Origin of the sequence: Gracilibacillus timonensis, from assembly GCF_900086715.1 — a bacterium.
Lineage (GTDB): Bacteria > Bacillota > Bacilli > Bacillales > Amphibacillaceae > Gracilibacillus > Gracilibacillus timonensis.
Genome location: NZ_FLKH01000011.1, coordinates 548,658 through 570,610 on the forward strand (window position 1 = coordinate 548,658; position 21,953 = coordinate 570,610).

23 protein-coding genes are annotated in these 21,953 nt (G+C 43.3%); 15 read left to right on the plus strand and 8 right to left on the minus strand.

Annotated features, from left to right (window positions below):
• The first annotated feature begins 71 nt into the window (after positions 1-71).
• The 3 genes from BN6556_RS22080 to BN6556_RS09975 all read left to right on the plus strand — a co-directional run bounded on the left by BN6556_RS22080 (position 72) and on the right by BN6556_RS09975 (position 2,674).
• Entirely contained in the window at positions 72-209 is a 138-nt protein-coding gene (locus BN6556_RS22080) for a hypothetical protein (protein ID WP_161485685.1), read from the plus strand.
• Positions 210-224: 15 nt separating this feature from the next.
• A complete protein-coding gene (locus BN6556_RS09970) occupies positions 225-413 on the plus strand; it encodes a hypothetical protein (protein ID WP_066190493.1) in 189 nt (62 codons plus the stop codon).
• Positions 414-613: 200 nt separating this feature from the next.
• Positions 614-2,674 carry a copper-translocating P-type ATPase gene (locus BN6556_RS09975; protein ID WP_066190496.1) on the plus strand — a complete coding sequence of 687 codons (2,061 nt, stop codon included), beginning with the start codon at positions 614-616 and terminating at the stop codon, positions 2,672-2,674.
• A gap of 30 nt (positions 2,675-2,704) precedes the next feature.
• Here BN6556_RS09975 and BN6556_RS09980 read toward each other — a convergent pair whose 3' ends face one another.
• From BN6556_RS09980 to BN6556_RS09990, 3 genes are read right to left on the minus strand one after another with little or no spacing between them, the layout of a single operon-like run.
• Positions 2,705-3,352 (minus strand): TetR/AcrR family transcriptional regulator, encoded by a 648-nt coding sequence (locus BN6556_RS09980; RefSeq protein ID WP_066190499.1) that lies wholly within the window; start codon positions 3,350-3,352, stop codon positions 2,705-2,707.
• 9 nt (positions 3,353-3,361) lie between these two features.
• Positions 3,362-4,525, minus strand: coding sequence for an ABC transporter permease (locus BN6556_RS09985; RefSeq protein WP_066190503.1), 1,164 nt, complete (start codon positions 4,523-4,525; stop codon positions 3,362-3,364).
• Positions 4,522-5,223, minus strand: a complete 702-nt coding sequence (locus BN6556_RS09990) for an ABC transporter ATP-binding protein (protein ID WP_066190506.1) — start codon at positions 5,221-5,223, stop codon at positions 4,522-4,524. The genes BN6556_RS09985 and BN6556_RS09990 overlap by 4 nt, the downstream gene beginning before the upstream one ends.
• Positions 5,224-5,395: 172 nt before the next feature.
• Between BN6556_RS09990 and BN6556_RS09995 the strand changes: the two genes are divergently transcribed.
• Positions 5,396-6,916, plus strand: a complete 1,521-nt coding sequence (locus BN6556_RS09995; RefSeq protein ID WP_066190509.1) for a Na+/H+ antiporter NhaC family protein — start codon at positions 5,396-5,398, stop codon at positions 6,914-6,916.
• A 56-nt stretch (positions 6,917-6,972) separates the two neighbouring features.
• A complete protein-coding gene (locus BN6556_RS10000; protein ID WP_148436725.1) occupies positions 6,973-7,602 on the plus strand; it encodes a hypothetical protein in 630 nt (209 codons plus the stop codon).
• A gap of 218 nt (positions 7,603-7,820) precedes the next feature.
• Here BN6556_RS10000 and BN6556_RS10005 read toward each other — a convergent pair whose 3' ends face one another.
• The 3 genes from BN6556_RS10005 to BN6556_RS10015 form a co-directional block, all read right to left on the minus strand.
• On the minus strand, positions 7,821-8,444 hold the full coding sequence (locus BN6556_RS10005; RefSeq protein WP_066190517.1) for an NUDIX hydrolase: 624 nt from the start codon (positions 8,442-8,444) through the stop codon (positions 7,821-7,823).
• A 98-nt stretch (positions 8,445-8,542) separates the two neighbouring features.
• Positions 8,543-9,352, minus strand: a complete 810-nt coding sequence (locus BN6556_RS10010; RefSeq protein WP_066190520.1) for a hypothetical protein — start codon at positions 9,350-9,352, stop codon at positions 8,543-8,545.
• Positions 9,339-9,845, minus strand: coding sequence for an RNA polymerase sigma factor (locus BN6556_RS10015; protein ID WP_066190523.1), 507 nt, complete (start codon positions 9,843-9,845; stop codon positions 9,339-9,341). The genes BN6556_RS10010 and BN6556_RS10015 overlap by 14 nt, the downstream gene beginning before the upstream one ends.
• Positions 9,846-10,011: 166 nt before the next feature.
• Between BN6556_RS10015 and BN6556_RS10020 the strand changes: the two genes are divergently transcribed.
• The 6 genes from BN6556_RS10020 to BN6556_RS10045 all read left to right on the plus strand — a co-directional run bounded on the left by BN6556_RS10020 (position 10,012) and on the right by BN6556_RS10045 (position 16,262).
• Positions 10,012-10,707, plus strand: a complete 696-nt coding sequence (locus BN6556_RS10020; RefSeq protein ID WP_066190528.1) for a response regulator transcription factor — start codon at positions 10,012-10,014, stop codon at positions 10,705-10,707.
• Positions 10,700-11,701, plus strand: a complete 1,002-nt coding sequence (locus BN6556_RS10025; protein WP_066190531.1) for a sensor histidine kinase — start codon at positions 10,700-10,702, stop codon at positions 11,699-11,701. The genes BN6556_RS10020 and BN6556_RS10025 overlap by 8 nt, the downstream gene beginning before the upstream one ends.
• 94 nt (positions 11,702-11,795) lie before the next feature.
• Positions 11,796-12,479 carry an ABC transporter ATP-binding protein gene (locus BN6556_RS10030; RefSeq protein ID WP_066190533.1) on the plus strand — a complete coding sequence of 228 codons (684 nt, stop codon included), beginning with the start codon at positions 11,796-11,798 and terminating at the stop codon, positions 12,477-12,479.
• Entirely contained in the window at positions 12,476-15,052 is a 2,577-nt protein-coding gene (locus BN6556_RS10035; RefSeq protein WP_066190535.1) for an ABC transporter permease, read from the plus strand. Before BN6556_RS10030 ends, BN6556_RS10035 begins: the two co-directional genes overlap by 4 nt.
• A gap of 95 nt (positions 15,053-15,147) precedes the next feature.
• Positions 15,148-15,624: a GNAT family N-acetyltransferase gene (locus tag BN6556_RS10040; RefSeq protein WP_066190537.1), complete on the plus strand. Its 477-nt coding sequence runs from the start codon at positions 15,148-15,150 to the stop codon at positions 15,622-15,624.
• Positions 15,621-16,262: an endonuclease III domain-containing protein gene (locus BN6556_RS10045; RefSeq protein ID WP_066190540.1), complete on the plus strand. Its 642-nt coding sequence runs from the start codon at positions 15,621-15,623 to the stop codon at positions 16,260-16,262. The genes BN6556_RS10040 and BN6556_RS10045 overlap by 4 nt, the downstream gene beginning before the upstream one ends.
• 329 nt (positions 16,263-16,591) lie before the next feature.
• Here BN6556_RS10045 and BN6556_RS10050 read toward each other — a convergent pair whose 3' ends face one another.
• Positions 16,592-17,764: an IS256 family transposase gene (locus BN6556_RS10050; protein WP_066190544.1), complete on the minus strand. Its 1,173-nt coding sequence runs from the start codon at positions 17,762-17,764 to the stop codon at positions 16,592-16,594.
• Positions 17,765-17,817: 53 nt separating this feature from the next.
• Here BN6556_RS10050 and BN6556_RS10055 point away from each other — a divergent pair, with 53 nt between their 5' ends.
• From BN6556_RS10055 to BN6556_RS10070, 4 genes are all read left to right on the plus strand, one after another.
• Positions 17,818-18,282 carry a hypothetical protein gene (locus tag BN6556_RS10055; protein ID WP_148436727.1) on the plus strand — a complete coding sequence of 155 codons (465 nt, stop codon included), beginning with the start codon at positions 17,818-17,820 and terminating at the stop codon, positions 18,280-18,282.
• A gap of 137 nt (positions 18,283-18,419) precedes the next feature.
• Positions 18,420-18,851, plus strand: coding sequence for a MarR family winged helix-turn-helix transcriptional regulator (locus tag BN6556_RS10060; protein WP_066190550.1), 432 nt, complete (start codon positions 18,420-18,422; stop codon positions 18,849-18,851).
• Positions 18,844-20,040 carry an MFS transporter gene (locus BN6556_RS10065; protein WP_066190554.1) on the plus strand — a complete coding sequence of 399 codons (1,197 nt, stop codon included), beginning with the start codon at positions 18,844-18,846 and terminating at the stop codon, positions 20,038-20,040. Before BN6556_RS10060 ends, BN6556_RS10065 begins: the two co-directional genes overlap by 8 nt.
• A 143-nt stretch (positions 20,041-20,183) precedes the next feature.
• Positions 20,184-21,032: an SDR family oxidoreductase gene (locus BN6556_RS10070; RefSeq protein ID WP_066190556.1), complete on the plus strand. Its 849-nt coding sequence runs from the start codon at positions 20,184-20,186 to the stop codon at positions 21,030-21,032.
• Between the two features lie 81 nt (positions 21,033-21,113).
• Here the strand turns inward: BN6556_RS10070 and BN6556_RS10075 are convergent, their stop codons facing one another.
• Positions 21,114-21,764, minus strand: a complete 651-nt coding sequence (locus BN6556_RS10075) for a YehR family lipoprotein (protein ID WP_066190558.1) — start codon at positions 21,762-21,764, stop codon at positions 21,114-21,116.
• Positions 21,765-21,953: the final 189 nt, after the last annotated feature.

Below are 21,953 nucleotides of genomic sequence, written 5' to 3' on the forward strand. Positions count from 1 at the left end.
TCCAAGTTAGTTTTGGGTGTATAGGAGAATCCCCGATAATGACGGCCAAAATCTGAGGTAAAGGCGCTGAAATGGCCGTCATCTTGAAAATGACGGCCAAAATCCGAGGTAAAGGCGCTGAAATGGTCGTCATCTTGAAAATGACGGCCAAAATCCGAGGTAAAGGCGCTGAAATGGCCGTCATCGCAGAAATGACGGCCAAAATCTGAGGGAAAAGCGCTGAAATGGCCGTCATCGCAGAAATGACGGCCAAAATCCGAGGTAAAAGCGCTGAAATGGCCGTCATCTTGAAAATGACGGCCAAAATCCGAGGTAAAAGCGCTGAAATGGCCGTCATCTTGAAAATGACGGCCAAAATCCGAGGTAAAGGCGCTGAAATGGCCGTCATCTTGATAATGACGGCCAAAATCTGAGGTAGAAGCACTGAAATGGCCGTCATCCCTCTGTCTTTCTAATAGAAACGATGGTGTCGAACAGCCATCACATTTCTTTTTTCAAAAAAACGTTTGTATTTCCTCTTCTAATCACGTTATCCATCAAGAATCGAGAGTCATATGTTTATATTATACCTCCATAGGGTATAATATAATCGAAAGAGAGGAGTGAATGACAAATGAATCACAATCACCATAATCATGAATCGGATGAACACCATCATGACCGCCAGCACAATCACCATCATGACCATGGTTCACATGATGATCACGACCACGGTTCGCATGATCATCAACACCACCATGAGCACATGATAGAAGATTTCAAAAAGAGGTTTTATATCTCTATTATACTGGCAATACCCGTGATCATACTCTCGGACATGATTCAGTCGTTTTTTAATTATTCCCTATCCTTTCCGGGAGATCAATGGCTCAGCTTGCTTATTGCTACGATCATCTTTTTTTATGGAGGTTGGCCATTTCTGAGCGGGGCAATTGATGAAATCAAACAGAAGTCACCTGGGATGATGACATTAATTGGCTTTGCCATTGCGGTTGCCTACTTTTACAGCGCCGCTACGGTATTTGGTCTGGCAGGGCACGACTTGTTTTGGGAATTAGCCACGCTGATTGTCATCATGCTGCTAGGGCATTGGATCGAAATGAAATCTGTCAGCAAGGCGTCCGATTCGATGGAATCTCTGGTAGCCTTAATGCCAAATGAGGCGACGAAAATCGATGAAGAAGGTCAGACAGAAGTTGTTAAGGTAGGAGATTTAGTCAAAGGAGACCATCTCTTGATTAAACCAGGCGAAAAAATACCAGCAGACGGTATTATTATCAAAGGGCAATCTTCGGTTGACGAGTCGATGCTTACCGGTGAATCTGTGCCAGTTGAGAAACAAGTCGACGAAGAAGTGATCGGTGGGTCGATGAATACCTCTGGCTCCTTAACGATAGAGGTATCGAAAACAAGTGAAGAAGGGTATCTATCGCAAGTCGTCCAATTGGTAAAAGAGGCACAGGAAAGCAAATCCAAAACACAAATGTTATCCGATCGAGCCGCCAAATGGTTGTTTTACATTGCGATTGCAGCTGGGCTTATCACGTTTGTGGTTTGGCTGTTGTTAGGATATGGAATCGAAGAGGCAATGACGAGAATGGTAACTGTTTTAGTTATTTCTTGCCCCCATGCGCTTGGATTAGCAATTCCGTTAGTCGTAGCGCGTTCGACGTATTTATCTGCACAAAAAGGCTTATTTATTCGTAACCGGATTGGTTTTGAGGACGCGCGGAAGATAGATACAGTTGTCTATGATAAGACAGGTACCTTAACGAAGGGAGAATTTGCCGTCACCGATATCCTGCCGCAAGGAAATATACCGGAAGAGACGCTGCTGCAAAAGGCGGCTTCGATTGAATCACAATCTGAGCATCCTATTGCTGCGGGAATTGTTGACTCGGCAAAAGAACGAAACCTGCAGATTACACAACCAGATCGTTTTGATTCGATTACAGGTGCCGGTATTACGGCCAAAATTGGTGAAGATCACTTGTTGGCGGTTAGTCCAGGCTATGTCCAAAAACAACGTATTGCTTATGATCAAGCAACCTTTAATCAATTATCGGAAGCAGGTAAAACCGTGATATTTGTGATCGAAAATGAACAGCTGCTGGGAATGATTGCACTAGCCGATCAAGTCAAGGATTCCTCGAAAGAAGCGGTTCAACGTCTGCATGAGCTAGGCATCGAAGCGCAAATGCTGACTGGTGATAATCAAAAAGTGGCCAATGGTGTCGCAAAAGAGGTAGGTATCGATCAAGTCATGGCAGAGGTGCTTCCTGATCAAAAGGCCGACCAGATCAAACAATTAAAAGCTAATCAGAAAAAAGTGGCCATGACAGGAGATGGGATTAACGATTCCCCTGCCTTAGCCACGGCCGATTTAGGTGTGGCAATTGGTGCAGGTACAGATGTGGCGATGGAAACAGCCGATGTTGTATTGGTCAATAGTAATCCAAAAGACGTTGTATCCATTATCGATCTGTCGCGACTTACTTATCGTAAAATGGTGCAAAATCTGTGGTGGGCGGCTGGTTATAATATCCTTGCGATTCCACTAGCGGCAGGGGTGTTGGCTCCATGGGGTATTGTCCTTGATCCAGCAGTCGGTGCCGTGTTGATGTCACTAAGTACGGTAATTGTCGCCTTTAACGCCCGATTGTTGAAAGCATAAGCAAGGAGGGGGGAATTATCCCCCCTTTGCTTACTGCTGATCGGGGCGTAAGCCATCATAGATTAATTGGATCAACTGGTTTATTTCCTGTTCAGTGATGTCTCGGTTGACTAATAATGCAGGCAGGGCGGTGCTAAAGATATTGGTGAAAATAAAATACATGATTCGCGTTGCGGCCATATCTTTTATTTCGCCTCGCTGCATATACATAGCTAATACTGGCTGGAACACACTTCCGACCTGTTTCGGTATAAAATCCTTAATCATCGTTTTAAACTCTTCGCGAAAGACAATCTCTCTTGCGAATATAATAATCGCTTCCTTATTTTGCTGAGCAAAGGCAAGGCGATTGCGTACTACCTTTTCTAAAAAATGATAAAAGGGCTTTGCTTCCTCGGATTGAACTGCTTGATATAACTCATGTAAGACAACTGGAAAAACAAATTCTTTATATAAAGGTAGTATCACACTGAATAATAAATTCTCTTTGTTTTGAAAATGTTTATAGACCGTCCCCTCTGACACTTGTGCATGATGGGCGATATCCTTGGTCGATGTCTGGTGGAACCCCTTCTCACTAAACAGGCTTAGGGCAGACTTGGCGACGGCTTGTTGTTTGTCGGATAACTCATCAATATTAGGTAATGTTTCTTCCAGCATTTCAAAAATAGATTTCATTTCTCTCACCTAAACCTTTCGATATCTTCTCATACCAAGGATATTAAGCAGTGTGAACAAGATAATCAATGCTGCTAAGAAGGATAAAGGCCAGATCAAATCGGTTAGCCCCACCCCTTTTAACACAATATCAATCATTGCATTACCTGCATGATATAACGGCATGATAGGTGCAATCCACTGCAGCCAAGGCTCCATCGTCTCTACCTTCAACATCCCGGAGAAAAAGATTTGCGGGATGATAATCAATGGGATAAACTGCATCATTTGAAATTCACTTTTGACAAAGGTGGATAGCAGTAAGCCAAGTCCTAAGGCGACCAAACTAAGTAAAATATTAATAATAAACATGTTGACTAGCGATCCAGCGATATCCATATCCAGAATATAGACGGAAAAGAGGATAATCACGGCGGTCTGAAGCACAGCAAAAATACCATAGCCGAATAGATAACCAAAGACAATTTCGGATTTCTTAATCGGGGTGGACAATAACTTTTCCAACGTACCGCTGCTTCTTTCCTTTAACATTGCCATTCCTGAAATAAGAAAGACGAAAAAGAAGACAAAGAAACTTACCAATACAGGATTAATAATATCAAAAAACGTTTGGTCTTCATCACCGTAAATATAGTTCACAGTCAAAGCTTCCTCATCCATATCAATGTCTGTATCGATTTCCGTATCCGGTGTTATCTCCGAATCGATGTTTTGCTGAATTTCTGGTGGCATTTGTTCGAGAGCTTGGGTCATTTCCTCCATATTACTAACTAATTCTTCGATATTGTCAGCCAGATTTGTGATATTTCGTTCCATGACAGCCTGTGAACTCTGTTGAATCGCTGGACCTTCATCGATTGGATTATCATTGAGAATGGTTAATGTCCATTCCTCGTCCGTTTCTTCCAGCACTCCGTTGGCATGGCCGTTTTGTAAATAGGATTTCGGATCGATATCCTGTTCTTCTTTCACATGGACATCTTCCTCTTCTAGTATATCGATAATCTCCGTATCCACGTTGATAGTTGCAATCGTAATTTCATCATCCGGATCGGGAAAAATATAGTTGAGTAACGAAATAACTAGGATCGGTGCAATAAATAATAAGGCCAGGGTGCGTTTGTCACGAAGAACTTGTTTGCAAATGCGTTTGATCAAGGATAATATTTTCATTCTTTTTCCTCCAATCTTAGGAAGACTTGATCGATATTATCGACGTTAAATTTGCTTAAAATCTCCTGCGGTGTGCCACTGGCGGCAATACCTTTATTTTTCATTAATAACAGCTGATCACATTTCATCGCTTCGTCCATGATATGGGTGGTGATCAAGATCGTACTTTCTTCCTTTAATGCGTGTAGCCGGTCCCAAATGTCCAGCTTTAGAACAGGATCAATTCCTACAGTAGGTTCATCCAGTATGAGAAATTCTGGTCGATTGATCAGGGCGATAGCAAGAGAAAGCCGACGTTTCATCCCACCCGAATAATGTTCCACTAGTTTGTGCTGTTCTTTATCGAGCTGCACGAGGTTTAACATTTCCCTTAAACGCCTTTTGGCAATTTTCTTCCCATACATATTAGCAAAAAATTGAATATTCTCTAGCCCGGTCAAATCATGATAAAGGGAGTCGCTTTGGGCCATATAGCCGATGCGATTCAACAGCTTGCGGTTAGGCACTTGGATATTATTCATCGAGATGGAGCCGGAATCCGACCGCTCCATGCCCATTAAGCATTTAATCAGTGTGGTCTTCCCGGCACCAGAAGGACCGATTAATCCAGTAATTTGCCGATTATAGATCGGAACAGAGATATTGTGTAATACGGACTGTTTGCCGTAATTTTTGGAGATATTCTGAATTTGTATCATGTCAATCCACCTCTTTTTTTGATGAGTGAGTGCTTACTCATTTATTGTAGTTGATTTCTTTGGATAATGCAAGGGGATGGATAGAATCAGCAAGAAAGGCTTGTATTTGCGGGGGTTTTTCCCTATACTAAATAAAATAAGCTTGATTGTAGTTGATTGAAGGAGAGATCGTATGGAACATATGGGATGGCTTTCTATTATCCCGCCGATTTTAGCAGTAGTGTTAGCTATTATAACGAAAAATGTCATCATATCCCTGTTTCTAGGTGTGTATGCAGGCGTGTTGATTATGGTGGGGGGAAACCCTTTAACGGCAACGACAGAAACAATTGGGAGTTTTCTTTTCCCGCAAGTAGCGGACAGTTATAATGCCGCCGTACTTGTGCTGTTATTTTTTATTGGAGGTTTTGTCGCATTAATGGAAAAATCGGGAGGCGGTGCTGCCTTGGCTAATCGCACAGCTCGGTTTATTAATACGCGGGTCAAAGCACAGTTATCGGCATGGTTTGGCGGTATTATCATTTTCTTCTCGGACATAGGAACACCATTAATTGTTGGTCCTGTATTTGAAAAAATTTTTGATAAGGCTAAGTTATCGCGCGAAAAACTGGCGTGGGTGATTGATTCAACCTCCTCACCGGTGGCGGTCTTGATTCCGTTTATTGGCTGGGGTGTATATATCATGGGTTTGATCAAGAGTGAATTTGATACATTAAATATTCAGGCCTCAGAGTTTGATACCCTGATTCAAGTGATTCCTTTTCAATTCTATCCGATTTTAGCGATTTTGATGGTGCCTTTCGTTGCACTGTCGAGATTGGATTTTGGGCCAATGGCGAAGGCGGAAAGAAGGGTAAGGGAAACCGGTCAATTATATTGGAAGGATGCAAAGCCCTTAAGGAGAACAGAACAACAATCAGAGGCAACGACAACAGAGAGCCGAGCAATTTTGGTCTGGCTGCCTTTGTTAGTCTTATTTATTACTTTATTTGGCTTATTGTTAACCCATGGCTTTCCTTTTGAACCGGTCGATGGTAATGATTTTCGTATCGCATTGACAACAGCTTATTTGTTTGCGGCTCTGTCGATTATTATTTTGTTAATCAGCTATCGGCTGAAAAAGTTTGCGGAAATATTTGAAATCTATACATCTGGTATGCAGAAAATGGCCTATGTGAGCGTGACGCTTGTGTTGGCGTGGGCGCTCGGTACGGTGATTGGTGAAATGGGAACGGCTAATTATATCGTCGAAGTGATGCAAGGCAGGGTGCCGGCCTTTATTATCCCGGCGATTCTCTTTGTCGTTGGGGCCATTGTTTCGATAGCTTCCGGCTCCTCATGGGGTACCTTTGCTATTATGTTGCCACTGGCAATCCCGATGGCCGTTTCCTTAGACGCCCCGTTGTTGGTATGTATTGCTGCGGTGTTATCTGGCGGAATCTTTGGTGATCACTGTTCCCCCATTTCCGATACAACGATCCTATCTTCCACTGGTGCAGGGGCGGATCATATCGACCACGTCAAGACACAAATCTCGTATGCGCTGGTGAACGGAGTGATCGCCTTTATCGGTTTTATCGTGGCCGGTGTGACTGGCAGTGCGTTCACGGTTGTTTTAACGATTGTATTGCTGGTGCTGGCGGTGTTTGTGCTGTCGAAAGTGCGTCGTAGTGGGGAGGCAGCTAGTCATTAGCGAGTGCAAGCAGAGATCTTACGGACAAAAAATTCCGTGATCGCAGAATGTTGTCCGTGAGAACGAATCTAACAGACAAAAAATCGGTGAATCGTAAAATGTTGTCCGTAAGAATGAATCTAACAGACAAAAAATCGATGAATCGCAAAATGTTGTCCGTAAGAATGAATCTAACAGACAAAAAATCGGTAAATCGTAAAATGTTGTCCGTAAGAATGAATCTAACAGACAAAAAATCGATGAATCGTAAAATGTTGTCCGTAAGAATGAATCTAACAGACAAAAAATTCCGTGATCGCAGAATGTTGTCCGTAAGAACGAATCTAACAGACAAAAAATCGGTAAATCGTAAAATGTTGTCCGTAAGAATGAATCTAACAGACAAAAAATCGATAAATCGTAAAATGTTGTCCGTAAGAATGAATCTAACAGACAAAAAATTCCGTGATCGCGAAATGTTGTCCGTAAGAACGAATCTAACAGACAAAAAATCGATGAATCACAAAATGTTGTCCGTAAGAACGAATCTAACAGACAAAAAATCGATGAATCGCGAAATGTTGTCCGTAAGAATCTCGCGGACTGAAGAGCGCGAATCTCGTTCTACAGTCCATAAGAACGAATCTCGCGGACTGAAGAGCGCCAATCCCGTTCTACAGTCCATAAGAACGAATCTCGCGGACTGAAGAGCGCCAATCCCGTTCTACATCCATAAGAACGAATCTCGCGGACTGAAGAGCGCCAATCCCGTTCTACAGTCCATAAGAACGAATCTCGCGGACTGAAGAGCGCCAATCCCGTTCTACAGTCCATAAGAACGAATCTCGCGGACTGAAGAGCACCAATCTTGTTCTACAGTCCATAAGAGAAAATCTCGCAAACTAGAGAGCGCCCACCCCACCACCTAATCAAAATAAGCCGGGCGTTCAGGATCTCGCCAATAGTCAAATATCATCCGTAATTGCGATTCCGTATTACGCCCAACCGACAAAGGCGGCAGCTGTTCTTCCGCGAAAAAGCCGACATCGCTGGTTTCTAATCCTTGTTTGGTTTCGCCCCCAACCACGTCACATTGAATGAGTATCTTGTAGGTGTGAAACGCAGAAGGCGGGTGGGGGTGGCATTTTTTATCGATAACTCCTAACAACCTCGTCGCCTTCACTTCTAATCCCGATTCTTCTTCTACCTCTTTTACTGCCACTTCTGCCGGAGTAAGCCCAATGTCGCCCCAGCCTCCTGGCAAAGCCCAGTTCCCGTCTGCCTTTTCTTGCACCATCAACAACTGATCATCTTGGAAAACAATCGCTCGTACATCGACTTTAGGTGTGACATACCCCGTTTCACTAGCGAATAAATCGTGGATCGTTGTTTGATCCAAGTCAGCGGTATGCTGCGAGAGCATCTCCACACTGATTGCTCGAATTCGTTTAAATCGTTCAATGTCATAATCATCTTGGCAGTAGGCCAGTCCTGATTGTGCTAATGCCTGAAGCTCTTTTGCCCATGTCAGCCATGTTGGTTCTGTCATCTATATCACCTCTAGTGCCATTGTATCGATTATTTCGTTTTTTGTATAATGAAGAGAAATGCCCGTTCCCAAACAAGGAAACAGGCATTAATCAAACATTATTCAATCGAATTTAACAATACTTCCCAAGCTGCTGCCATGCCGTCTGCTGCTGCAATACCATATTCGTATTGAATCACAAGCACATTATCATCGATTTGATACAAGTAATAACCTTGGGGTGGATCCGAAATAGACTGTGTTACGCCCTCATAAGGATTATCATCGGTTGTTGCCTCAGGCTCTTCGGCATTATCAAACACCTCGCCAAACCTTTGCTGCACTTCTGGTATCATATCCTCGATGGTAGTAGATTCAGCGACCCATAAACGTATATCTATTGAGTCATAGTTTACATCGTTGGAAAAGTGTACTTCCTCACCCTCCACAGTATAGTTCGCCAAAAACTCCCTCATTTGAAAATCAATACCATATGGCTCAATCGTATAATTATACAGGGTTTCTTCTTGCTCGGAATCTTCTAACATAATAGTACCAATCTCCGTTCCTTGTTCCTCTATCGAAAAAGCAGCCTCATTTTCGTCCGTAGTCTCTTCCTCTTCTGGCATAGTCAAGTCTTCTTGGTGCATTTCATTTTCCCTGCTTGATTCCTGGTCATTACTCGGCATGGGGAGTTGATCAATACTGACAAAATAGTATACAAATACACCAAAAATCAGAATAGCAGCCGCCGTCGAAAATCGCATAAAAGTTTGTTTGACCTTGACTTTGCGCCTTTGCTGCTTTTGCTTTTTTGCCGCATGTTCCTGTAACGCCATTCTCATGCCATCTTTTTTCTGGGTATCCAATGAACGATTCGTTTTCAATGCCTTTAACTCCTTTATCAAATCATCTTCATGGCGACTCATAATAACCCCCCTTTACTTGTGTCTTCAAGGCCTTTAGTGCCCTGTGAAAGGTGACCCGCACTTTGGCTTCCGTCCACGTCAGTGCCTGTGCCGTTTCCGTAACGGATAGTTCTTCAATCCCTCGTAAAATCACAACAGAACGATAATCATCTTTCAATTTTTCAATGGCTTGATGTAAGTCCAGTTTTCTTTCTTCGGTGATTTGGAGATCCTCTGGGGATATCTCTGTTTGATGTTCATAGGTCTTGATCAGCTTGCGCCAGTCTTTGCGTTTTTTGCGGCGTGCCTCATCAATGGCTAAATTTCGTGCAATGGAGATAAGCCAAGTCTTTGGGCTGGAATCTCCTTTAAAAGATGGATAGCGGTCGATTGCTCTCATAAATACTTCCTGGACGAGGTCTTCTACATCGGGCGTTGACATATAATAAATCAAAAAACGATACACATCATCGGCATAATGATCAAACCAGTCCGAAATCAATTCTTTATCCATCCGTTAACCTCCTCCATACTCTGACATTGATTTACCTATTAGACGATACGAATACAAAAATGTTACAGTAAAAAATCTGTATCCATTTTCCATTTGTATCTAGCTTCTACCTGTCTGTATAATAGCAATAGATGATTCACACGAAAAAAAGGTGGAGGTTCTTTCCATGCAATTATTAATCGTAGAAGATGATCATACCATCGCCTCTGGATTAGAGTATTCCTTAATCCAAGAAGGCTATCAAGTGATCTTATGTCATAGTGTACAAGAAGCAAACCAACAAATCGAGCAACAACTGGATTCGATTGCCTTATGTTTATTTGATTTATCCCTACCAGACGGCAGCGGCTATGATCTATGTCGTCGTGTCAAAAAGGAGGCCGATCTGCCGGTTATTTTCCTAACCGTCGTTGATGACGAGGGGAATGTGGTCATGGGACTGGAAATGGGAGCGGATGACTATATTACCAAGCCGTTTCGTATCCGTGAATTGAGCGCCCGGATTAAGACGGTATTAAGGCGTTATCAAAAGGATAAGCCTCATGCGAGTGATGAAATCACCATTGGCTCGATAACGGTGCACCCATTAGCAGGTAAAGTATATAAACAGCAAGAAGAGCTTGCCTTGACCGCCCTGGAATATCGTTTGTTGATGATATTTATCAATCACCGCGGACAGGTTCTTTCTCGGGAACAGCTGCTGGAAATGATCTGGGACGTAGCGGGTGATTTTGTGAATGATAATACGTTGACGGTGTATATTAAACGCCTCCGTCAGAAGATCGAAGACAACCCGCAACAGCCTGACATCATTGAGACGGTACGGGGATTAGGCTACAGGATGGCTGGCAATCATGCTTAGGAATAAGGAAATCTATTTATTTATCGTGACTTCGGTGTTGATTGTCGTTATCGGGATCTTGATAGGCTGGCGTATCTCTCCGGCAACAGCAATGCTGGTAGCGGGCACGGGAATACTGCTAGCCGTCAGTTATTTGTTGCTGCTGTTTTGGCGTTACCACAGGCTGCAACAGCTGACCCAATACCTGCGCCGCATTATGGCAGGAGATACATCCCTGGATGTGCGTGATAATAGAGAAGGCGATCTTAGTATTGTCAAAAATGAACTATATAAAATGACACGTATGCTTTCGGAGCAGCAAGAGATGTTGCAAGAGGATAAAGACCAGTTGACAGACGCCATTTCAGACATTTCCCATCAATTGAAGACCCCATTAACATCTATGACGGTGATGGCAGATTTATTAAGTGATGCCACACTGCCTGATCCGAAACGACAAGAATTCACTCGCCATTTGCAAAAACAGCTGGAGCGGATGGAATGGCTGGTGTCTTCTCTGTTAACATTATCCAAACTGGACGCAGGTACGGTGCAGTTTGCTAAGGAAAAAGTGCAGGTGCAAGACCTGATCGCAGAAGTGATAGCGCCCATGGAAATACCGATGGAACTGAAGGAATTACACTGGAACATTCAAGGAGACGAACAAACTTCTTTTACCGGGGATAAAAACTGGACCAAAGAGGCCTGTATCAACCTCCTGAAAAATGCGATCGAGCATACTCCAACAGCAGGAAAGATCGATATCCATTTTAAAGAAAACACCCTTTATACAGAAATCATTATTCAAGATACGGGAAAAGGCATCAGTAAAGAGGATCTGCCCCATATTTTTAAACGGTTCTACAAAGGAAGTCATGCGGCCAATGGCAGTGTAGGCATCGGATTGGCGATGTCGCATTCGATTATTACCAGTCAACAGGGCGATATTGAGGTGATGAGTCGGCTGGGAGAGGGAACGTCCTTCATAGTGAAGTTTTATAAACAGATTATTTAAATCTACATGACAAAATTGTCACCTTCATGGTCACGGAAGCGTCATATTAGATAGGTATGCTAAAAGTAACGGACCAAAGAAGGAGGACGATGTCATGGACATATTAAAGATTGAACATTTATCAAAAATCTATGGAAAAGGCGATACGTCAGTTAAGGCATTGGACGAGGTATCCTTTTCGATTAAGCAAGGGGAGTTTGTGGCGATTATCGGACCATCAGGATCGGGGAAATCCACGTTGTTACACTTGTTAGGCGGGGTAGACCGACCTTCTGATGGAAAAGTATATGTCGAGAATACCGACATATACGATCTTAACGAGACACAGCTTGCCATTTTTCGGCGCCGGCAAATTGGTTTGATTTATCAATTTTATAATTTGCTTCCGATTTTAACGGTAGAGGAAAATATGACGCTGCCGGTGTTATTGGATGCGCACCAAGTGGATCAAAAGCATTTAGATGAGGTAGTGAATATTCTTGGTTTGCAGAAACGATTATCCTATTTACCCAACCAATTATCAGGCGGACAGCAACAGCGAGTGTCGATTGGCCGAGCATTAATTAACAATCCATCGATTATTTTAGCAGATGAGCCAACCGGTAATCTCGATAGTAAAAACAGTAAAGAAATCATTGATCTATTGAAATTATTTAATAAAACGTATAATCAAACGTTAGTGGTGATCACCCACGATGATCGTATTGCCCTGCAGGCGGATCGGGTGATCTCGATTGAGGATGGCAGAATCGCCAAAGACGAGGTGGTTCGGCCATGAATATCGTCAATAAAGTTACGATCAGGCACTTAAAAGAGAATAAACGTCGCACACTAGTGACGATTTTTGGTGTGATTATCTCGGTAGCGATGATTACCGCCGTGGCTGCCTTAGGCATGTCGTTTATCGATATGCAGCAGCGTGATGTCATTTCTGATCAAGGGGACTGGCATTACAGTATGGCGGGCCCACTTGATCAAGACCAGCTCGAGGCAATTCAGTCAGACGACAATACCGATACCATTGGACTAACCAACGAGATCGGCTATGCGCCACCAAACGAGGATGCCATGCAGTCGTATATTCATGTGAGCGCCATGAATGAGGCGGCGATGGAACAAATGCAGGTCAAAGTGATGGACGGACGGCTTCCTACTAATGAGAACGAGGTCGTGATGTCTGAAGCTTTAGAAGGACAATATCAGATTGGCGATACGATTGAATTAGAGCTAGGGGAACGCTACGCATTGGATGAAGAAAGGTATGGCGGCCAGTCGCTAACGCAAGATCATTCCTTGCAAATGGAAGATGATGAAGTAGCAGAAGAGTTGCGAAATCAACAAGCACAGACCTATACCATTGTCGGAGAAATCAAAGAACCATTCTGGGATCGTCCCTGGTCACCAGGTGTAAGTCTGGTATCGTATACGGATGATCAATCCTTAGCTGCGGTTGATACGGCGACTATCAAAGTAAAAAATGTTAAGCAGTCGATTTTTGAGGATGCGGAGGCTTTAGCGAACGCAAATGATCTTACGGCGGGATTTAATACGCCATTGCTAGATGCCCATTTAGTTTCTCTCAATGCCGGTATGGTCGCCTTTTTGACGGGGGTGATCACGATGATTATGATCATCGTCATGGTAGGTGCTGTCGCGCTCATCTATAATGCCTTTGCCATCTCGGTATCTGAGCGGTCCCGTTATTTAGGAATGCTCTCCAGTATTGGCGCCACCAAAAGTCAAAAGAGAAATTCCGTTCTGTTTGAGGGTGTGATTATAGCCGTAATTAGTATTCCGATCGGCATAGCAGCAGGCTTGTTAGGTATTGGCATTACGATTCATTACGTCAGCCCCATGTTAGAAGCGTCCGGCATGGAAGAAGGGCTGCGTTTAGTAGTAACACTGCCATCGATGGCCATCGCCGTGGTGCTTTCGTTTCTAACGATTATGATCTCTGCTTTTATCCCAGCTTTGCGCGCTTCGCGAATAACAGCAATTGACGCAATCCGCCAAGCTAAAGACGTGAAACTGACTAAGAAAAAGATTAAAACCAATCGCTTGGTGCAAAAGCTATTTGGCTATGAAGCAGATATCGCTTTGAAAAATTTAAAACGCAACAAAAAACGTTATCAGATCACCGTCTTTTCCTTAATGATCAGCATCATTCTGTTCTTATCGGTCGGCTTTTTTACCAATACCTTATTGAAGTCATTTGAACTGCAATCCGACCAGCAAAATTATGATATTTCGATTCGTTCCCAAAGTACGGAAACAGGGACACTGCAACAGCTAAAGGATGATCTGGCGGATATCGATGATGTCACAGATTCCGTTATGTATAACCAGCGCTATGTGCAGGTTCGTCTGCCTGAATCGATAGCGGGGGATACGATGGGAGAAGACTGGGCCAATGAGATAAGTGAAGATGGTTATCCCTATATGATTCAGATGATTGGGATGGAAGCATCTGATTGGAAAAATTATCTCAACGAGCATGATATTCCCAACCCAGCAGATGGGGAAATAGAAGGAGTACTCGTGAATACCGTTACCTTTATGAATAGCGACAATAAATATGAAGAGACCGCCATGTTGGACGTGGAAGTAGGGGATCAACTGCCACTTCAGGTCGAGCAATATCAAGAAGATACCGAAGCATTTGAAGTGCATCATGCTGGTGATGTTGGACTGATTAGCCTGACGGATGAATTTCCGATGGGAGATTTTTACCCTTCACCCAATACGTTGTTCCTTTTATTCGATCAATCCACATTGGAGCAGCTGGATGAATCCTTAGCAGATGATCGAGATCTTGAAACGCAAATCTATCTTTCTTCTGACGATCCTGAGCAGACGGTCACCGATATCGAATCGTTAGAGGGTGGAAATGAAGTAGACATTACGAATCTGTATCAGTATCAACAGCAAGATCAACAGCTGGCCTTGGCGTTATCTGTCTTTATTTACGGGTTTATCACATTGATTACATTAATTTCGATTGCTAATATTTTCAATACGATTTCCACCAGTGTGGCCTTGCGAAAACGGGAATTTGCCACGATGAAATCAATTGGTATGACCCCAAAGGCCTTTCGCAAGATGATTCGCTTTGAAAGTATTTTCTATGGGGTGAAATCGCTGCTCTACGGGCTGCCGGTTAGTGTGGCAATAATGTACCTGATTCACATGCAGACACAGAATGCTTACGATTACGGCTTCCGCTTGCCGTGGCTATATATTGGCATTGTGATACTAGCTGTCTTTTTGATTGTTGCTGCGGCCATGCTTTACTCTATTTCCAAAATCAAAGATGATAATGTGATAGAGACGTTGAGACAAGAGAATATTTAAAGGGAGAGGCAGGTTAGCTTGATACAAGGCATCCTGCTTTTCCTTTGACAAAAGAACAAGAGTTCGCTAAACTAGAGGTAAAGGAGTTCCATGATATGATCACATTAATAGAAAATGGAGAAGACCTACCCATGCATTTATTGCTGTTAGCCGATCCGTCTGAGCGTTTAGTCGACCAATACGTTAGACGGGGCGAATGCTATGTGCTGGAAGAAAACCGTCAAACGATAGGTGTCTACATCCTGCTGCCTACCCGCCCCGATACCGTAGAAATTGTTAATGTGGCGGTAGATCCAGCTTATCAAGGACAAGGCCGAGGTAAAAAATTGGTCCTGCACGCCATCGAAACAGCGCGACAACAGGGTTACCATACGGTGGAGATAGGAACGGGAAATTCAGGTGTGCAGCAGCTAGCTCTTTATCAAAAATGTGGTTTTCGAATGACGTCAATTGACCGAGATTTTTTCTTGCGCCATTACGATGAACCGATTATGGAAAATGGCATTCAAGTAGTAGATATGGTACGGCTTTCTCTGGATTTATCGCAAACAAGTAAAGAAGGTGAAAAATGACACCCCCTTATCCGCCGATTTACCACCGATTATTGGACGCTTATGGACCGCAGCATTGGTGGCCGGCAGAAAGCCGATTCGAAATGATGATGGGGGCCATTCTCGTTCAAAATACCAACTGGCTCAACGTAGAAAAGGCCTTACATACCTTCCGACCAAAAATGACGCCGGAAGTGATTGATCAAATGACCGCAGAAGAGCTGGCGCCGTTGATCAAATCCAGTGGTTTTTATAATCTGAAAGCGAAACGAATCAAGGCGTTCATCGACTGGTTTCAAACATACCATTTTTCGATTGATTTGCTAAAAAAGCAGAAGAAAAACAGATTGCGCAGTGAATTAATCGAGGTTTATGGTATTGGCCGGGAGACGGCCGATTCGATCTTGCTCTATGCTTTAGAAAAGCCAGTGTTTGTGGTCGACGCCTACACCCGTCGGATTTTCGAGCGAATGGGTTATGATATGCCCAAAGCTTACGATCTCTTCCAACAAGAAGTGGAGCAATCGTTTACTGACGATGTGTCTACCTATAATGAATTCCACGCCCTATTAGTGGAACACGCAAAACGCCATTGCCGCGCGAAACCATTATGCAGCGGCTGTCCCCTCTCCGACATTTGCCAACAAAGAATCAACTAACAAGGAGCACCAGCACAAGATATACAATGTGCCCCGCTCCTTTTTTCTGTTTGCAAATGATTATTACGGAAATGATGGCCGAAATTCGAGCGAAACCTGAAAAAAAGGTCGTCATCTTGAAAATGACGACCAAAATCTGAGCGAAACTCGCAAAAAAGGTCGTCATCCCGAAAATGACGACCAAAATCTGAGCGAAACAGTCAAGTCCATATTATTGTGTAAAATACATTTACATGTTTTTATCCGGTTAGGGTATGGTGAATGTGTGGAGGAAGGAGGGGGTACCCCCTCCTTCCTCCACACATTTTCGCGCCGACGCTGGCGGGCTTTTAGGTACCTTTCAAGTATATTCGATTGCCTCGGTCTAATTGTTCTTCGATATCCATGAGGACGGCCCCAATTAACCGAAAAGCGGATTGAGTGTTAGGAAATATGCGAATCACTCGTTCTCTTCTTCGGACTTCTCCATTGATTCTTTCCACATTGTTGGTGGTCCGTAACTGCACGTGATAATCAACGGGTTCGTTCATAAATTGAACCGCATCATCAAATCCTTCTTCTAACAATTCTCCTACTTTCGTAAATCTTGGCTGATCTTCATACGCCTTCAAAAACTGATCTTTTAACGCTCGCGCTTCCTCTACACTGCTCGCGTTAAATACACGTTTGATCCATCTCTTGGCCTCCTCTCTCCCTTTTTTCGGCAAGGTATCGAACAGATTCCGTTTGAAATGGACCGTGCAACGCTGCCAACTCGTACCAATGAACCGTTGTTGAATGGCTTGTTTTAACCCTTCATGGGCATCCGAAATAACCAGTTTGGGCGACTGGAGACCTCTCGATTGTAAACTTTCCAAGAAACGGCTCCAGCTTTCCTTCGACTCGGCATGCTGAACTGTCATCCCGATGATTTCCCGTTTCTTTTCTTCGTTGACCCCTACCGCAATATACACCGCTTTAGAGACCACTTTATGATGCTCTCTTACCTTGATATACATGGCATCGGTATAGATATAGGGATAATACTTCACATTCAACGGGCGATTGGCCCATTCCATGACCAGGGGATCCAATTTCTTGGTGATATTCGATACCATGGATTTAGACACCCCTTCTCCACAGAGCGCTTCCATGATATTGGTGACCTTTCGAGTAGATACCCCGTTCACCACCATTTCCAGCATCGATAAGACCAAGGATTGATCGGAGCGTGTATATTTTTCAAACAAGGATGGGGAAAATTCCCCTTTCCTCGTTCGGGGAACATGTAATTTTAAGGTTCCCACAGGTACTTTATAATCGCGCTCATAGTAACCGTTGCGATAGTCCTTACGCCCTTCGGTTCTTTCGTAAGATGCTGCCTCTAGGTAGTCATCCCGTTCTTTCTCCATGAACGAATTCAGCACAATCACTAACGCTGATTTCATCACATCTTCTAAATCCGATCCTAATACTTTTTCTTTTAATTCTTCAAAATTCAGTTTAAAATGGATATGGGTCATCGTTCATTTCTCCTTTATAAGTTTTTAGTGGGATAAAAACATTATAACAGGAAATGAACGAGGCCTTTTCCTTTTTACACAATTATATGGGCTTAATCAGCGAAACTCGCAGAAAAGGTCGTCATCTTGAAAATGACGACCAAAAACCGAGCGAAACTAGCAAAAAAGGTCGTCATCCCGAAAATGACGACCAAAATCCGAGCGAAACTAGCAAAAAAGGTCGTCATCTTAAAAATGACGACCAAAATCTGAGCGAAACTCGCAAAAAAGGTCGTCATCCCGAAAATGACGACCAAAATCCGAGCGAAACTCGCAAAAAAGGTCGTCATCCCGAAAATGACGACCAAAATCCGAGCGAAACTAGCAAAAAAGGTCGTCATCCCGAAAATGACGACCAAAAACCGAGCGAAACTCGCAAAAAAGGTCGTCATCCCGAAAATGACGACCAAAATCCGAGCGAAACCCGCAAAAAAGGTTGTCATCACAAAAATAACGGCCAAAAATCAAGGGAAATCTGAAAAAAGGATCGTCATCCCCTCCAATAGCAAGCCCACCCCATCACCCCCCACCCCACAACATTGACAAAACTGAAAAAAACGTGTATAGTTACCTAAAGTAACAGTTAACCAAGATAACCAAAGAAGGTGAACAAAACATGGAAGGGTTCTTTCGCTCGTTTATGCAGGTTTATCGTCCGATGGTGACACAATTAAATGAATTATTAGCAGAGTATCACCTCTCTTACTCCTTGTGGCAAGTGATTTTTTATGTCCAACGAGAGGGGCATTCGACATTGGTGGAGATTTCTTCTCATTATCATGTGGAAAAACCGTCGATTACGCGTAGGGTTCATCGCTTGGAAGAGTTAAATCTTATTCAAGTCATCCCCAGTGAGAATCGCCGGGAAAAGGTGATCCAGTTAACCGACCATGGTGCCGCTATTTACCAGGAATGCCGGGAGAAGATAACCAAACTGGAACATCAAATATTAGAAGGATGTACCGAGCAAGAGATAAAAAACATTTTTCAAGCATTGAACAAGATTCAAAACAATATGATCAGCAAAGAAGGGAACGTACGTGAGTAAAGCAAAATTATGGACAAAGGATTTTTTAATCGTATCAACGATTAACTTTTTTCTAACATTGGTATTTTATTTATTAGTCGTTATTATTGGCATGTTTGCGGTAGAGGAGTTCGGAGCGACGCCGAGTCAGTCGGGGCTGGTTGTGGGCTTATTTATTGTGGGCGCATTAATTGGTCGTTTGTTTACAGGGCGCAGCATTGATTCGATTGGCCGTAAACGTACTTTATTTATTGGAGTGGTTGCCTTTATCCTGGCAACGTCGCTTTATTTCTTAAATATTGGCTTGGCATTTCTCTATGTCAATCGTCTCTTGCATGGTCTGGCATACGGCGTGGCTAGCACGGCAACAGGAACGATCGTTGCACAAGTAATTCCAACCTCTAGAAAAGGGGAAGGGATTGGCTATTATAGTATGAGCGCCACCTTGGCAACGGCGATTGGTCCATTTGTTGGATTATATCTCAGTCAGCATACTGGCATGAATACGATTTTTACTGTTTGTCTGGCGCTTGGTGTGTTAAGCTTGCTAACCGCATTTGCGGTCAAACTCGCTCCATTGCCCGCCGGAGAAGAAGCAATCGAGAAAAAAGGGTTTCATATCTCACATTTTGTTGAACCAAGGGCGATACCGATTGCTATTATTACACTAGTGGCGGCCTTGTGTTATTCTAGTGTGCTATCGTATATTAATTTTTATGCGATCGAACTGAACTTAGTAAGTGTCGCCAGCTTCTTCTTTTTGGTATATTCGGTAGCGGTGCTCGTATCCCGTCCATTTACCGGACGCTTAATGGATGCCAGAGGAGCTAATTACGTGATGTACCCAGCATTCCTATTATTTATGGTAGGGATGTTGTTGTTAGGCGCCGTTCAGCATGGCTTTGTTTTATTATTGGCAGGGGTGTTGATTGGTTTAGGATTTGGTAACATCCAATCATGCACGCAGGCGATTGCAGTGAAGTTAACCCCACCGCACCGCATGGGATTGGCAACCTCTACCTTCTTTATTTTTCTAGATGGCGGGCTTGGCTTCGGACCTTATTTGTTAGGTCTGATTGTACCAATTACCGGCTATAGTACACTTTATACGATATTAGGATTGGTAGTTATCGTGGCGGCAGGTCTTTACTTTTTATTGCATGGTAAAAAAGATAAAGTGGCGGCCGAGCATCATCTCGTTCATGAATAGACAGCAAGCAGGGCTTCTTCGTAGAGAGGGGGTCCTGTTTTTTCTAATAAAACTCTTCCAAAAATCCAGTCGCACTGCTCACGCATTTATAAGCGTAGCCGTAACGAAATATGTTAATATGAGACAAAGGAAGGAGGAGGTTAATGCAGAGATCTGTAGCCATGGTAACCGGAGCTTCGAGCGGTTTTGGTCTGCTGACCGTAGTGGAATTAGCAAAATCGGGTTATCTCGTGATCGCTACGATGCGCGATACCCGTAAGCAGGAGCCCTTACTAACTTTAGCCGAGGAACAGCAAGTAAGGGAGCGCATCCAAGTCTGGTCCTTAGATGTAACGAAACGAACGCAAATCATCGAAATCGCCGAAAAACTGACAGAAACATACCAGCGCCTTGATGTACTTGTCAATAATGCAGGGGTATCGATTGGTGGTTTTAATGAAGAAATCCGTGAAGAAGATTGGCGGCTGAGTATGGAAACGAATTTTTTCGGTGTAGTGTTTTTGACACAGGCGATTCTACCATTAATGCGACAGCAACAAAGCGGTAAGATTATTAATATGAGCAGTGTAGGCGAGCGGATTGCCTTTCCGGGTTATGGGCCTTATTCCTCCTCCAAATTCGCCTTGGAAGGCTTTAGTGAATCATTGCGGCTGGAGCTGGCCAACTATGGTGTGGATGTCATTTTGATTGAACCTGGCGCCTATCAGACGGATATCTGGACGAAAGGTTTTACCCATATCGAGAATACGAGCCCCACCGATTCTCCTTATCAACATCCAATGAAACAAGTATTATCGGTCGGAAAGCTGTTAACCAAACAGGCGGGACAGCCAATCGATGTAGCAAAAAAAATCGTTAACATCTCCGCAAAACGTAAACCTCGGCTGCGTTATGCCATGGGCAGAGGTTCCATGTTAGCTGTTATACTGACAGGCTTGCTTCCTTGGCGATGGCTGGAGGCATTGATCAGATGGCAATTGAGAAAAAAATAGGAGTAAAAAAAGAGATACTGCAGTTACGCAATATCTCTTTTGGATACATTTTACTGGTCTAAACATTAGCTTACTATCTGCTTATTCAACAAGTTGGTATCCTTGATTTAGCAGCATTTCAACGGATCTCTGCAGGCTGATACCATTTTCTACATTTCCTTCAAAGCTTGAACCAGTCAATTGAGCAAGCTGTTCGAAATCAACGGCTTGATAATCAACGGTTACCTCTTCAATAAGCTTATCGTCTTGGTACTCAATTTCGTGAGTCACACCTTCTGTTGACTGATAAGCTTCTACATCAGCTTGTAATGCCGCTTCTGCTTCTTCTTTGTCCGCTACACCCAACGCACTATAAGGTGTTTCGTTATATGCGGTTTGTTCGGTTACCATGTCACCATCTGCTAAATAAGTAACAGTAGATACAGCGCCACCTTGCTCCATTTCAATTGTTACCTCATTTTGCCCATTCGGATCAATATCTAATTCAGAAGAAGCAGGCTCTTCATTAGCATCAGCCGCCGGTTCCTCGTCTGTTGCAGGCTCCTCTTCTGTAGTAGTATCATCAGCTGCTTCGTCTGTGTCACCATCTGCATCCTCTTCGTTATTCGCCGCGTCTTCTGTTGTCTCATTATCACTACCGGTATCCGCATCGCTATCTGCGTCGTCAGAACCACAAGCAACTAACGCAACACTAAGCAATAATGTTAGACAAAACATTAACCATTTGTTCATGTGTGATCTCCCTCTCTATTGAAGTTTAAGTAGTATGATTTTCATACAAACATATCAATAACAATAAATAAAGATGCCATATTTAGCAATAGGCTGAAGGATGGGATTTTATTTGCTTATTTATGTAGTAAATTTCTGATATTGCGAAGATAATTAAGCCTATTAATCTATTTTTTATTTGAAATGGCG